This window comes from Acinetobacter sp. ANC 4973, assembly GCF_002135275.1.
GTDB lineage: Bacteria > Pseudomonadota > Gammaproteobacteria > Pseudomonadales > Moraxellaceae > Acinetobacter > Acinetobacter kyonggiensis.
Genome location: NZ_NEGM01000008.1, coordinates 1 through 14,359 on the forward strand (window position 1 = coordinate 1; position 14,359 = coordinate 14,359).

General features: G+C 38.3%; 13 protein-coding genes. 9 read left to right on the forward strand and 4 right to left on the reverse strand.

What is annotated here, in order from left to right:
- Nucleotides 1-180: 180 nt before the first annotated feature.
- Nucleotides 181-1,110, reverse strand: a complete 930-nt coding sequence (locus B9T30_RS10965; RefSeq protein WP_086185022.1) for a tRNA dihydrouridine synthase — start codon at nt 1,108-1,110, stop codon at nt 181-183.
- A gap of 457 nt (nt 1,111-1,567) precedes the next feature.
- Between B9T30_RS10965 and B9T30_RS10970 the strand changes: the two genes are divergently transcribed.
- The 4 genes from B9T30_RS10970 to B9T30_RS10985 all read left to right on the forward strand — a co-directional run bounded on the left by B9T30_RS10970 (nt 1,568) and on the right by B9T30_RS10985 (nt 4,170).
- Nucleotides 1,568-2,098, forward strand: a complete 531-nt coding sequence (locus B9T30_RS10970; RefSeq protein ID WP_086185023.1) for a PAAR domain-containing protein — start codon at nt 1,568-1,570, stop codon at nt 2,096-2,098.
- Nucleotides 2,088-2,756 carry a zinc protease gene (locus B9T30_RS10975; protein WP_086185024.1) on the forward strand — a complete coding sequence of 223 codons (669 nt, stop codon included), beginning with the start codon at nt 2,088-2,090 and terminating at the stop codon, nt 2,754-2,756. Before B9T30_RS10970 ends, B9T30_RS10975 begins: the two co-directional genes overlap by 11 nt.
- Nucleotides 2,753-3,154, forward strand: coding sequence for an NF045616 family extracytoplasmic (lipo)protein (locus B9T30_RS10980; protein ID WP_413772570.1), 402 nt, complete (start codon nt 2,753-2,755; stop codon nt 3,152-3,154). The genes B9T30_RS10975 and B9T30_RS10980 overlap by 4 nt, the downstream gene beginning before the upstream one ends.
- Nucleotides 3,155-3,399: 245 nt before the next feature.
- Nucleotides 3,400-4,170 (forward strand): sulfite exporter TauE/SafE family protein, encoded by a 771-nt coding sequence (locus tag B9T30_RS10985; RefSeq protein ID WP_086185025.1) that lies wholly within the window; start codon nt 3,400-3,402, stop codon nt 4,168-4,170.
- Between the two features lie 193 nt (nt 4,171-4,363).
- Here B9T30_RS10985 and B9T30_RS10990 read toward each other — a convergent pair whose 3' ends face one another.
- Entirely contained in the window at nt 4,364-5,173 is an 810-nt protein-coding gene (locus tag B9T30_RS10990; protein WP_086164527.1) for an inner membrane protein YpjD, read from the reverse strand.
- Nucleotides 5,174-5,311: 138 nt separating this feature from the next.
- On the opposite strand from B9T30_RS10990, the gene ffh reads away from it, so the two are divergent.
- The gene (gene ffh, locus B9T30_RS10995; protein WP_086185026.1) at nt 5,312-6,721 is read left to right on the forward strand and encodes a signal recognition particle protein; all 1,410 of its coding nucleotides are present in this window, start codon (nt 5,312-5,314) and stop codon (nt 6,719-6,721) included.
- A 209-nt stretch (nt 6,722-6,930) separates the two neighbouring features.
- Entirely contained in the window at nt 6,931-7,515 is a 585-nt protein-coding gene (locus B9T30_RS11000) for an RBBP9/YdeN family alpha/beta hydrolase (RefSeq protein ID WP_086185027.1), read from the forward strand.
- Here B9T30_RS11000 and B9T30_RS11005 read toward each other — a convergent pair.
- Nucleotides 7,491-8,237: a pantothenate kinase gene (locus B9T30_RS11005; protein ID WP_086185028.1), complete on the reverse strand. Its 747-nt coding sequence runs from the start codon at nt 8,235-8,237 to the stop codon at nt 7,491-7,493. The two genes, B9T30_RS11000 and B9T30_RS11005, sit on opposite strands and share 25 nt — an antisense overlap.
- Before the next feature lie 9 nt (nt 8,238-8,246).
- Nucleotides 8,247-9,005: a biotin--[acetyl-CoA-carboxylase] ligase gene (locus B9T30_RS11010; RefSeq protein ID WP_086185029.1), complete on the reverse strand. Its 759-nt coding sequence runs from the start codon at nt 9,003-9,005 to the stop codon at nt 8,247-8,249.
- Nucleotides 9,006-9,035: 30 nt separating this feature from the next.
- Here B9T30_RS11010 and B9T30_RS11015 point away from each other — a divergent pair, with 30 nt between their 5' ends.
- The 3 genes from B9T30_RS11015 to smc all read left to right on the forward strand — a co-directional run bounded on the left by B9T30_RS11015 (nt 9,036) and on the right by smc (nt 14,358).
- Nucleotides 9,036-9,845, forward strand: a complete 810-nt coding sequence (locus B9T30_RS11015; RefSeq protein WP_086185030.1) for a sulfite exporter TauE/SafE family protein — start codon at nt 9,036-9,038, stop codon at nt 9,843-9,845.
- A gap of 354 nt (nt 9,846-10,199) precedes the next feature.
- The gene (locus B9T30_RS11020; RefSeq protein WP_086164521.1) at nt 10,200-10,895 is read left to right on the forward strand and encodes a GntR family transcriptional regulator; all 696 of its coding nucleotides are present in this window, start codon (nt 10,200-10,202) and stop codon (nt 10,893-10,895) included.
- 10 nt (nt 10,896-10,905) lie between these two features.
- A complete protein-coding gene (smc, locus tag B9T30_RS11025; RefSeq protein WP_086185031.1) occupies nt 10,906-14,358 on the forward strand; it encodes a chromosome segregation protein SMC in 3,453 nt (1,150 codons plus the stop codon).
- The last annotated feature ends 1 nt before the right edge of the window (nt 14,359 follow it).

Sequence of the window (14,359 nt, forward strand, 5' to 3'; positions counted from 1 at the left end):
GAAAAACTTTGAGCTTTTCAAAGAAGAAAGAGAATCACGAGGCTGTCTTACATCTATTTTTGTTGAAATATAATCAGGATATGAAAAATAGGTGGATAACACGTTAAATTTAAACACTACCTATTAGTTTTTGATTGAAAAATAAAACCTTTTAAACTATTAAAAATTTTTATTTAAAATTTAAGAAATTTTTAGTTTTTTAATAATTTCACTTAGCTGCTTGATACGTTTGACTTCATTCCACAGCATTTTTGCTTCAGGGTAATGCTTTGACATCATACCAATCCATTGCTTATAGCGTCCTACCATATTAATTTCTTTTTTATAAGGGCCATGTAGGAAACGAATTTGTAGGGCTAAAAGCTCATCCCAAGTGATGAGTGCTTCATCTAAATTTTGGCGGATACATCGGGTTAAATCGGGGGTGGTGACTGCACCACGACCAATCATTAAATCTTCACAACCTGACTCTAAACGACATTGTTTAGCATCGTTATTGGTCCAAATTTCACCATTGGCAATGACATTGATTTTAAGTGCTTCACGAATGGGTTGCAGCTGATCCCAAAATGCAGGTGGTGTATAACCTTCGGCTTTGGTACGCGCATGTACCGTTACCCAAGCAGCACCTGCATCTTCAATTGCATGTGCATTTTCTAAAGTAAAGTTTCTGTCCATATAGCCTAACCGCATTTTTGCAGATACTGGAATATGGCTAGGTACAGCATCCCGAACGGCTTTGACCAGTTCATAAACCACGTCAGGTTCATCTAACAGCACTGAACCACCACGGTGACGGTTCACGGTTTTGGCAGGGCAACCAAAGTTCATATCAATGGCAGGTGCACCCAGTGCGACAGCGCGAATGGCATTGGCTGCCAGCATTTCAGGATCATTGCCTAGAAATTGTACATGTACGGGAGTACCTGCCGCAGTTTTACCTTCAGTCAGTAATTCAGGACAATAATGATGATAAACGTGGTCAGGTAAGACAGAGTTGGTGACACGAATAAACTCAGTGACACACCAGTCAAAGCTGCCGATATGCGTCAGTACATCACGCATAATGGGATCGGTTAAGCCTTCCATGGGTGCAAGAATGAGTTTCACAGCGGTGTCACCGGTCAAATTGAAAAACGGTGTTATACGTTTTTTTGTGTGGGTTGTCTAGGCAAAGGGCTTTGAAATATTATAGCCTGAGATCGGCATGAGTATTTGGTGAATAACAAATGCTGTTATTCACCAATTAAAATGTCCTGTTTTTAACTACAAGAGTCAAGCACAGGATTTAGTTTTCTTTATATGATCTAAGGATTAAATTATTTAATACGATTACGTAAGACTCGATTTACCCCAAATTGACCAGTCAACATAGTTACAACTAAACCAACCAATTTAAATTAGAATGTTTTGTCTTGAAAAATAATCATTAGGCTTAAGATAAATAAACAGCCTTTCTTAAGCAAGATTTGGGTTAAATAGACTTCAATTTAGGGGAGCTCAAATTTTGTATCAATTATTTCTTATGTTTTAATAGCGATATTATTAATCAAATATAAAATTATAAATGAAAGCATTAATTACCATTGGTTGTAAAACGGATCATGGTGGAATCATTGTTTTAGGTGACTCATCTTTTCTGGTTGAGGGTAAGGCTGTACATCTAGATGGAATGACGCATTATTGCCCTAAATGTAAAGTTCAATCGAGAGCTATTGCCTCTAATCAAGGTTTTATGATTGTTAGCGATAAAAGTATTGTTGCTATCGGTGATACTTCGACTTGTGGTTCAAGATATTTAAAAATTTCTGACCTTGCTGTCATGAGTAGTGGATCAGGTAGTTCCCAAACCTTATCAAAATCAAAAAATACTAATAACTTTGTATCTAAACCTGAGTTTCAGTATGGTCAAAGATTTTTATTACAAGATGAGTTAACAGGTGAGCCACTGACTGAAGTTTGTTATGAAGTCCATAAAAAAGGTGAAGTTATTTATGGAACAAGTGATAAAAATGGTTTTACTAAACTTATAACAGGTAGTGAAGTTGAACAAATTGAACTAAAAATTATTTCTAAGGAGCATACACATGACGAGTAATGTTATCTCTACTTATATCGAAAAACTAAAAATAATAGATGGTGATATGAAGGCAAAAGCATCAGTCATAAAAGTAGAAACGAAAAGAAAGCTGACTTCAGGTGAAGTTGCTATGTCTAGATTAGTCTTTAAAGATGCTGTCGACTATTCTAAAGTGTGGATACATATTGGCGGGATTATACATACTCGAACAGGTAATGCTATGACTCCAGCAGGTGAGATATATTTACCCAAAGATGATTACTTAAGAACACCTGATTATAGTAAAGCATTAGGTCAAGAACGCCATTGGTTTATTCACGAAATGGTGCATGTTTGGCAGTACCAAATGGGTGCATCCACTGCTTGGCTTGGCATAAAGCAGCTTTGTTGTGGAGGATATACCTCCGAAATAGATTCGACTGATTCTGGTAAAGGTGAATTAAAAGCTTATGATACAGACTTAACAGGTCGAGACTTAAATAAGAAATTTCAAGATTTTAATTTTGAACAACAAGGTAGGATTATTGAGTTTTGGTTTGATGCAATGTATTTACAAAATGTAAAGCCCATAAGAAATCATCATCAAAAAAGTATAAAATTATCAGAATACCTTGAAAAAATATTAAGAGGTTTTTTATTGAATCCTTATGATAAAAAATTATTACCAAAGTCATGATTATGAATAAAATAACATATAGTTTTTTAGCAGTAATACTTATAGGCTGTAATCAGCAGAGTAGAGATCTTAATACAAAAATTATTGACGATAATTTGTGTATTTTCACAAATGAGTCTGAAAATTACGGAAAGGATAGTTTTTTAGTTGAGATAGGAAAAATTGATTTTTCTAAAGAATATCAAAGTGAATATGATATATCTTATAAAGACGTCAATCTTCCAGTTGATGAAAAAAATTGTATATATATTCCTTTAAATAAAATAGAAGAAAATGTAGCTTATACAATTAGCTTAAGCACTATCAATAAATTATTTAGCTCTCAAATTTGTATTTTAAAGGAAAAGAACTTAAATATTATTAAAAAAGTAGAACCTGGAAAAAGTACATGTAGTTAATCTGACTAAAATTAGCATAATGGTCATTATCCGTAATAAAAATGGGAGTCTTAAATTTTTATTTTTACTAATTTTTTTTGATAATTTTGCATAACGACCATTATATTAAATGGGAACGAAGTCGAGTCGAATAATTAAATATTTAAAAGCATCATTACAACTTTAAGTAGGTTAAAATAACAGCAGTTTTTATAAAATAAAAAATTAGATAAAAATATTTTTATCAAAGGAATTGTTCATTTCATATGGATTTTTATAATACTTTAATTATATTAGGTTTTTTTGCTTTTTGTGGCGGTCTAATCGATGCTGCTGTTGGCGGTGGTGGACTTGTCCAATTACCTGCGCTTATACATACTTTACCGCAGTACAGTTTAGCGACTATTTTCGGAACGAATAAACTAGCTGTGTTAGCTGGAACACTTTCCTCTATTTCTACTTATATAAAAAGAATAAAAATTATATGGATACTAATATTACCGACTATGGTTTCAGCCTTTATATTTGCCTTTTTAGGGGCTATGTCTGTTTCATTCATTCCAAAAGAATTAATGAAATATATTGTCTTCTTTCTGTTGATATTAATGGCAATTCATACATTTATCAAAAAAGATTTAGGAAAAATTCATACATATATTCAATGTGGTAAAAGGGAAGTTCTATTGGGAATTTTCTTTGGTGCTCTAATTGGATTCTATGATGGAGTTTTTGGGCCAGGTAGCGGAAGTTTTTTACTTTTCCTATTCGTCAGGTGTTTTGGGTTTGATTTTTTAAATGCTTCTGCTTCAGCAAAATTAGTGAATTTAGGGACATTTAGTGCTGCATTACTATTTTTTATCCCTTCGGGTCATGTTCTATGGAGCATTGGAGCGATAGTCGCTATCTGTAATATGGCTGGTTCGATATTTGGGGCATTTTTGGCTTTACGCTATGGAAGTGGTTTTATTCGAGTGTTTTTTCTTATTTTATTAGTATTTTTAATTGGTCGGATGGGGATATCTATTTTCTTACCATAATTTAATTTTTCTAAAATTAACATAATACATCTTATACGAAATTATATTTTTATTTTATATAAATCAGTTGTTTATGATTTTAAATCAAAGCCCAATCCTACCCGATTGGGCTTTTTTGTGTATTTTCCACGTTCCACGCCTATTATTTAATCAGTGTTCCATATTTTTAATTGGTAAAATTGAATAAAAGGCATTATTTCCCTAAAATCATTTCTAAAACAAACTTGGAACCGATAAAACCCACGGCCAATAAGAAAAAGCCAATTAAGGTAAAGCGAATGGCTTTTTGCCCCCGCCAACCAAACTGGTAGTGACCAATGAGCAAGGCACCATACACAAACCATGACACAATACTAAAGGCTGTTTTATGTGCCAGATGTTGGGCAAAGAAGTTATCAATGGTAAAGAAACCAAAAACCAACGCCACGGTCAGTAAAATAAAACCGGTATTGATCAGGTCAAACAGTAAGGATTCCATCGTTTGAAAAGAGGGCAGTAAATTGACCCAAAAGCGCTTTTTTTGTTTGTTTTTTAACTCACGGTTTTGGAACCATAAAATCACCGCTTGTATGGTTGCCATGAGTAAAACAGCATAGGCAGACAGTGATAAAATAATATGAATATCTAAACCCAAAGAGCGTTGTTCAATGAACTGGGTGGGTTGGCTCAAGGCAAAACCTAAAATCAGTCCTGTGGCTGCCACAGGAATGCCAATCAAGTTCAATGCCAAAATAGGACGATAAGTACTGAACAACAGACTAAGTAACAGCATGAGCCCTGATGTAAATGACATTAAGACAAAAACATCATAGTTCACCCCCATCGGTGTGAGCATGTCATGGTATAAAACGGTTGCATGGAGCAATAGGCCTAAGCCTAAAATAATACCAATAAACCAATGGTTTGGATCATGTTTAGCCATTAATTTTATAAACAGATACCAAAAAGATGTGGTATAAGCGACTAATGCTAAGATCGTGTAAACCAAGGGGAGACTGATCATGTCAAACCTTTTTCAGGATGATGAATATTCATTTATATAAATTCTATGCGAACTACAGTATCCTATAGCATCTTATGCATAAATTTTCTATTTTAAGAAAGATTTTTTTGCAACTAGCAATTTTAAGCGGATTTTGCAATGTTTGATACCTTAACAGAACGACTCACGCAGAGTTTAAGAAATGTTACTGGCTCAGGGCAGCTAACCGAAGATAATATTAAAGATACGTTACGTGAAGTACGTATGGCACTTCTTGAAGCCGATGTTGCGTTACCTGTAACTCGTGAATTCATCGCGAAAGTTAAGGAAGAAGCATTGGGTCAAGAAGTGATGACTCAGTTATCACCGGGCCAAGCTTTCGTAAAAATCGTCCATGACGAATTAACAAAAATGATGGGCGCGGCGAATGAAAGCCTCGACCTTGCAGCAAAGCCACCTGTTGTGGTTTTGCTGGCTGGTTTACAAGGTGCGGGTAAAACCACCACTGCGGCTAAACTGGCACGCTTTTTACAAGAACGCCAAAAGAAAAAAGTTGCGATGGTTTCTGCCGATGTTTATCGTCCAGCAGCCATTAAACAGCTAGAAACTGTGGCAGGCGAAGTGGGTGCATATTTCATTGCATCGACTGCTGATGAAAAGCCAATTACAATTGTTACGCGTGCAATTGAACAGGCAAAAATTCAGTTTGCTGATGTTTTAATTGTCGATACCGCAGGTCGTTTACATGTCGATGAAGACATGATGGACGAAATTAAAGAGCTTCACGCAGCCATTAATCCAACTGAAACTTTGTTCGTGGTTGATGCCATGACAGGTCAAGATGCGGCAAATACTGCAAAAGCCTTTAATGATGCTTTACCGCTTACAGGTGTGATTTTAACCAAAACCGATGGTGATGCCCGCGGTGGTGCAGCACTTTCTGTTCGTGCAATTACCGGTAAGCCAATTAAATTCTTGGGTATGGGCGAAAAGCTCGATGCTCTAGAGCCATTCCATCCTGAGCGTATTGCACAACGTATCTTGGGTATGGGTGACGTCCTTTCTTTAGTCGAAGAACTTGAACGTAAAGTCGATAAAGAAAAAGCCGAAAAAATGGCGAAAAAATTGCAAAAAGGCGGAAACTTCACTTTTGAAGATATGCTGATGCAATTTGACCAAATGAATAAAATGGGCGGCATGATGGGCTTCTTAGACAAGTTGCCGGGCATGAGTAATTCAGGTATTCAAGATGCAATTGCACAAGCGAATCCTGAAAAACAAGTGAAAAAGATGGAAGCGATTATTCAATCGATGACCGTCAAAGAGCGCCGTAACCCTGACTTGATGAATCCAAGCCGTAAAAAACGTATTGCAGCAGGCTGTGGTATGGATGTGGTTGAAGTCAATAAATTGATTAAACAGCATGCGCAAATGGCGAAAATGATGAAGAAATTTGCCAATCCGTCAGGTATGGCAAAAATGATGAAATCATTCAGTGGTATGCAAAAACAATTCGGCGGTGGTGGCGGTATGGGCCCATTGTTCGGTGGTAATGATCAGAAGAAATAATCTTTTGATTTATGCAAAAAAGGCGCTTAATGCGCCTTTTTCTATTTCTAGTCATTGCGATTGTGATAAGACCAGCGCAGAAATTATTTTAAGCACGATTTATAGATGCAGCAGGGCAAAATTACAAAATACTCATATTTTTTGTTGGTGAAAAAGCACACTATTTTAGGCTGTTATTTCCCCAATTCTAATAAGAAAAATAATTATTTATGAATATACAGCAAAAGAAAATTTATATTATTCATGGTTATCAAGCGTCCAGCAATGATCATTGGTTTCCATGGCTCAGCCAGAGCATACAACAAGCAGGGCATATTTCTAAACGTATCGTATTGCCTGAATCTAATCAACCTGAATTCCACCATTGGCAGCAGGCGCTACACATGCAAATTCGTGAGTTGGATAAAAATACGATTATTGTCGCACATGGTTTAGGTTGTATCAGTGTGCTGCATTATCTGAATCAACATTTTAAAAATAGAGGTCAGAAAATTAAAGCGGGAATTTTTATTTCTGGATTGAAGTCCAAGCTACCAAGCCGACCTGAATTAGATGATTTTATTGCACAGGCATGCTTGGATAGTGGTTTATTACAGACCAAAATGCCTTTGAGTTTACAGTTGCTGTCCAGTGATGATCCTTATATTCCACCACCATTGGCATTACAATTTGGGCATTTTATTAATGCCCAAATACACGTTGTAAAAGAAGCGGGGCATTTTATGCGTCAAGATGGCTTTAGCGAATTTCCGCAATTATGGACATTACTTCAACCAATACTGGTTTCAGGATAATGTTGAATAAATGACTGCAAGCCTTTGAGCAACAAATCTGGCTCAATATTGGGTTGATAGGGTGTAAGAAACTTGGCAAATAAAGCGGCATCACCACCCGTTAAGATTAATTTTCGTGGTGATTGTTGCAACACTTTTTCGATTGCACTGACCAAGCCTAAAACAATACCGTGATGCACTGCATTAATGGTATTACGTCCTGGTGTAAGCTCATCAAAAGCTGCATCAGGAATTTTAATGCCTTTGGTGTTTTGAATCAGTGAATCACGTTGCAAATATAGATTGGGTAAAATATAGCCACCTAAATGCTGTAAACCATCCACAAGATCAATGGTTAAAGCCGTGCCACAACTAATGATGCAATAATTTTGCTTGGGGTCATGTGCGACCGCTAAAACTTGTAGCCAACGATCAATTCCCAGCTGAGTGGTATCATCATACCCGCAACTTAGACCTGCATATTCAGCATGAACTTTGGCAAAGACCACAGGAATGTTGAGACTTTTTAAGATACGTTGAATACGGTCATTATTCTTTTTGTCTTGTACCGAAGACACGCCGACATTGTGCAGTTTAAGTGCTTTAAAGTGTTGAATCAGACCTAAAAGTAAATCTGCTGGAGACTGCAAATGCATTTCTGCCGCATGCTCGATCACTTGATTGTTATCAGTAATCCAATATTTGAGCCGCGTATTGCCAATATCTAACCATAAATTCTTCATTGCATTTCTCTAAAGAGAGGTTTCTAAGCGACGTAAGCGCCCTTGATAAAATTGTTGTAAACCTGCGCTGGTTTCAATGTTCACCGCACCATCATCTTGAATACCGATAAAAATGCCTGAACAAAGTCCTGAATGATGTTCAAATTCAACAGCTTGATTTTTAAATGCCGCATAATGGTTAAAACGAACAGCAAGGTTATAACAATCATGATCAAACCATTCACTGGCCTGTTGAATGGCCATATATAACTCGGCAATCAGTTGAGGACGAGAAATATAGCTCAAGCCTAATTCACTTAATGATGTTGCATGCTGGTCAATATTTTCTTTGGGAATGGGATCAAGATTGATGCCAACACCGACAATCACTTGATGTGGGGAAAGCGGTTCAACTAAAATTCCGCCCCATTTGCCTTGTGTACTATAGAGATCATTCGGCCATTTGACTTGCAGATTTAAGTTTTTAAGACTTGGCATTTGCAAAATATTTAATGCAATTTCAAGGGCAAGACGCCCATCAATGGGTGTTCGTGTATTCAGCAATGTGCTTAAATAGATATTCCCTTCAGGTGATATCCACTGTCGTTGACGTTGTCCACGACCTTGAGTTTGCTTTGTGCTACAGACTAAAACGCTGTGAACACCTTTGAGTGCAATTTCACGGACATCATCATTGGTTGAAGTTGTGACGGGTTTCAGTATTAATACTTCAGGGCGCTGATGAGCGTCGTCGAGGATTTTTTGCAGTTGTCGAGTCTCTAAATCCATTTAAATTTAAGCAGCAGTGGAATGTGAATCATGGAGTTAATCATATATTTGTTGATTGGTGCAATGGCGGGTTTTACTGCTGGACTATTTGGGGTCGGTGGCGGTCTCATTATTGTACCTATTTTATATATTGTGTTTACCCAGTTACATTATGATGCTTCGGTCATTATGCATTTGGCTGTGGGTACATCCTTAGCGACGATTATTGTGACCTCCATTAGCTCTGTTTCAGCACATCACAAACGTGGTGCTGTGATGTGGGATGTCTTTCGTAATTTAGCACCAGGTCTGGCTTTCGGCTCATTTATAGGTGCGGGTATTGCGGATTATATCTCGGGTCAGGGTTTGCAATTGCTGATCGGTTTTTTTGCGATTTGGGTGGGATATGGCATGTTTAACGGTGCAAGTAAACGTATTGATCCTTCTCAGCACTTACCTGCCAAAGGTATGCAAATGCTTGCAGGTGGTGGTATTGGCATTGCATCGGCTATTTTTGGCATTGGCGGTGGCAGCCTTACCGTACCTTATTTAAATCGTCATGGTGTGGTCATTCAAAAAGCAGTAGCAACGTCGGCAGCAGGTGGGTTACCTATTGCCATTGCGGGTGCATTAGGCTTCATGTGGTTTGGTTCGAATGCAACCGTTGAAGTGCCGCATAGTATTGGTTATGTACATGTTTATGCTTTTATTGGGATTAGCGTGATGAGCTTTATTACAGCGAAACTGGGGGCTAAAGTAGCACATAAGTTATCGCCAGCTATGCTGAAAAGATGCTTTGCCTGTCTTTTAACCGTCGTTGGTTCATATTTTATTTATCAAGGCTTTTCAAACTATTTTTAACCTTGTAAATTAAACTAAAAATAGCTGGCTTAAGCTACGTGATGATGAAATCCTGCACATCTTTGTTCTATATTTAATGACGCTGTATCGCTTAGATTTTTAATTGGCATTCTTTTTATGCCAAGGTCAAAAAAGGAAAATAGGACTAACAAATAGAATTTAGGTCTATTTTTCAGGTGCGCATGCGCTTCTCATGCAAGTCAATGATTTCATTTTTTTAAAATTGACTGTATAGACTTAAAAATTGTCTGACAATGTCATTTTCTTTATGGTTACAATTGAGTAAAAGAGAATATCAGTCAGTATTTATGACCGTTTTTCGATTGCATCTTATAAAAACAAGATAGGAATAGTATGCACGAACAGGGGAAGGAGAGTTTGTCCGAACAAATTGCCAAACATATTAGTGAGCAAATTATTCGTGGCGAACTGGTAGAAGGCGAACGCATCCAAGAGTTGCGAATTTCGGCTGAGCTTGATGTGAGTCGAGGTTCTGTACGCGAAGCATTACTGCTATTAGAGCGAACACAGCTGATTGAAATTTACCCACGTCGTGGTGCGGTTGTGTCAGAAATGTCTGCGCAGCAAGTGCGTGCTTTGTTTGATATGAGTGCTTTGCTCTTAGGGCAAATTGTGCAGCGTATGGCAGAAGCTTGGCGCACACATGAAGCCGAACGAATTCAAGCATTATTGACACAATTGCATGAGGAAACGCGTCAGGGACATACTGAAAAATTCTATGATTTAATCTTTCAGGGTTTAGCACGGCAACAAGAGATGGTCGGTAATCCCTATTTAATCAAGTTCTATCAAGAGTTGCTGCCGTCATTGCGTCGCAGCTATTTTTTAACCTTAAATATCTCTCGCCGTGAGCTACAGGAATCATTTGAATTGTTTAAGTTGGTGACTGATGCAGTTTTGATCCGAAAATCACAACAAGCTACTTTATTTATGGACGATTTTTGTCGACACTTGCGTAACCTTGTGTTGGAATCTCTAACACGGATGAAACAAATCGAACTTGCATGGGCAAGACGTTCACGACGTTAATCAGGACATTATGCGTTTAAGCAGCTTAAAACTTTCCGGCTTTAAATCTTTTGCCGATAGTACGACTTTACACTTCAAGGCGAATCGTACCGCTGTGGTTGGGCCAAATGGCTGTGGTAAATCGAATGTGATTGATGCCATTCGTTGGGTCATGGGTGAATCAAGTGCACGGCAACTGCGTGGCGGTAGCATGCAGGATGTCATTTTTACGGGTACAGCGAAACGTAAACCTGTAGGTGTGGCAAGTGTTGAATTACGCTTTGATAATACCTATGGCAAGCTCGGTGGGACATACAATGGCTACAATGAATTAGCAGTACGCCGTCAGGTCAACCGTGATGGGAAGTCTGAATATTTCTTAAATGGTACTAAATGCCGTCGTCGTGATATCACCGATATTTTTCTGGGTACAGGTCTAGGGCCACGTTCATATTCAATTATTGAACAAGGCATGATTAACCGTCTGGTCGATGCCAAACCTGATGAAATGCGCGTGTTTATTGAGGAAGCTGCGGGGGTCTCACGTTATCAGGCGCGTCGTCGTGAAACGTTATTGCATCTCGATCACACCACACAAAATTTATCGCGTCTGGAAGATATTAATGCGGAACTGAAGTCACAGCTGAAAACGCTAAAACGTCAGTCTGAAACCGCTGTGCAATACAAAGAACTTGAAACCCAGATTCGTACCATCAAAGTTGAAGTGCTGTCATTTCAATGTGAGCAAAGCAGCCGCTTGCAGCAAGAATATACTGTGCAGATGAATGCCTTGGGTGAAAGCTTTAAGTTGGTTCGCTCGGAACTGAGTACTTTAGAACATGATTTAACGGCAACCAGTGAATTATTTCAACGCCTGATTCAACAGTCCACGCCTTTGCAAAACGAATGGCAACAGGCAGAGAAAAAATGTTCTGAATTGAAAATGACACTGGAACAAAAACAGTCTTTATTTCAACAGAATACCTCGACTTTAACGCAGTTAGAACAACAAAAATTACAGACCAAAGAGCGCTTGCAGTTGATTGAATTGCAAATTGAAACCTTGCAAGCGCAATACGAACAGCAGAGCGAGCAATTACAGCAGCAAGAAAGTCAGAGCCAAGATCAAAGCCAAAATGTGGGTGGTTTGAAAGAACAACAACAACAGGTGCAACAGCAATTTGAATTGGTCAAAACTCAGGTTGAAAAACAGCAACAGCACAAGCTGCAAATGTTGGCACAAAGTGAGCAATTAGCCAAAAATATCATCCGAATAGAACAGCAAAAGCAAACCTTGCAACAGCAAACTGCTCAAATCCAACAGCAAAATCAGCATGATGATATTGAACAGCTTGAGCAGGACAAAATTCAATTCACACAGCAGTTTGAGCAGTTAGAACAAAATATTCAAACCCAGAAACAAACATTAGAGTTAGCACAGGCACAATATACGCAGCAGAAAAATGTTGTTTCCAGTTTGAAGTCTGAAATTCAGGTGTTGCAATCGGAACAAAAAAATCTGAATCAATTGCTGATTAAAAACAGTCCGAAAGTTCAGAAGGATACTGTGCAGTTGATGCAGGTATTCAAGCTGAAAGATCAAGCCAAACCGCATGCCAATTTAATTGAAAAGTTTTTGGCGAAATGGCTTTCTGCACAAATATTAGATGCGAATGCTCATTTTGCTGAAAGTATTGCTCGTCAGCTTAAAAGCAATGTTTTGCAAAATCGGATTCAGTTAGCGGATTTAGAGTGTTTGGCCGATTGGATTGAGTCACCCCAGTATTCCATTTGGCAACAGGTGGCGGTGGCAGATACGCTAACTCAGGCCTTGTCTTTGCAAAGCCAGTTGAGCTTAGGACAGTCCATTTTAAGTCTGGATGGCTATCATGTCGGTGTGGATTGGGTGATTGGTTTATTTTATGATGAAGCCAGTCAAGCAGGGCAAGGGGTACTCAGCCATCGCATCCGTTTAGATGAAATTGAAAGTACACTGGCACAGCAGTTATCCCAGCTTGAAGTGGCTGAACAACAAGTGCCAGAAGTGCTACAACACATTCAAACCTTGCAAAAAAATATTCAAGATCAGCAAGAGACGTTAAAGCAACAGCAAAAGGCATTGCAACAGCTTGATGTCAAAATAGCGCAAGTACAAAGCACAGTTCAGGCATTTTCAGTGCAAAAGCAACAATTGCAACATCAGTTACAACAACTGGATGAGCAGCTGGAAGAAGATGCCATGCAAAAAGATGATTTGGAAATTGATTTGCATGCCTTAAATTTGAAATTGGAACAGGCTTTACCACATTATAAAACCATGCAATTTCAAGTTGAGGAACTCACCGAGCAGCTTGAAAATACGCAACAAATTTGGCAGCAGGCGCAACAGGAATTGGAGTTGCTGCGTCGTCAGACCGCACAAACGGGACAGCAAACTGAACTATTGGAAAAAGATGCTTCATTCTTAAAAGCGCAATATCAACAAATTATGCTGCAAATGGCACAAGCGAAAAATTTTATCGATCCTGTGCAATTGGAATTACCCGCACTGGAGTCACAATTTAATCAACAAGCCCTAGTGACAGAGAAATTGCAAAAGACTTGGCATGAATGGCAAGTTGAACTGAATAATTTGCAAGAAAAACAGCAATCTTTGACTAAGCAGCGTCATCAACAGCAACAACACGATGAAAAATTACGTGGTCAATTGGAAGAAAAACGTCTAGCTTGGCAAGTCACGAAATCTGATTTACAGCATTATTCAGAACAATTGACGGCTTTAAATAGTGAAGTCATTGCAGGTTTAAGCATTGATTTGCTGGCACATCAACAACAGCTAGAAAAAGCACAACAACGCTTTGATAAGTTGGGCGCGGTGAATTTAGCTGCCTCGGAAGAATATGAAGAAGTATCGAAGCGTTTTGCCGAGTTGAGTCACCAAATTGAAGATTTGGAAAAAACGGTTGATCAATTAAAAAATGCCATGAAAAGTATTGATCAAGAAACCCGAAAATTGTTTATGACCACCTTTGATCGGGTCAATATCGAGCTACAAGATTTGTTCCCTAAAGTATTTAATGGTGGGGAAGCGAGTTTAAGTCTTGAAGATGACTGGCAATCGGGTGTAAAACTAATGGCTCGTCCACCGGGTAAACGTAACAGTTCTTTGGCATTATTGTCTGGTGGTGAAAAAGCACTTACGGCATTGGCATTGGTGTTTGCAATCTTCCGTTTGAATCCAGCACCGTTCTGTGTTTTAGATGAAGTGGATGCACCTTTGGATGATGCCAATGTGGGAAGATTTTGTAATTTGGTAAAAGAGCTTTCTGAACAAGTACAATTCATTTACATTACTCATAATAAAGTTGCAATGACGATGGCAACCGATTTGTTAGGTGTTACCATGCCAGAACCCGGTACATCAAAATTAGTCACTGTCGATTTGGAACAGGCAAAAGAATACGGTTTAGTCGCGGAGTCATAAT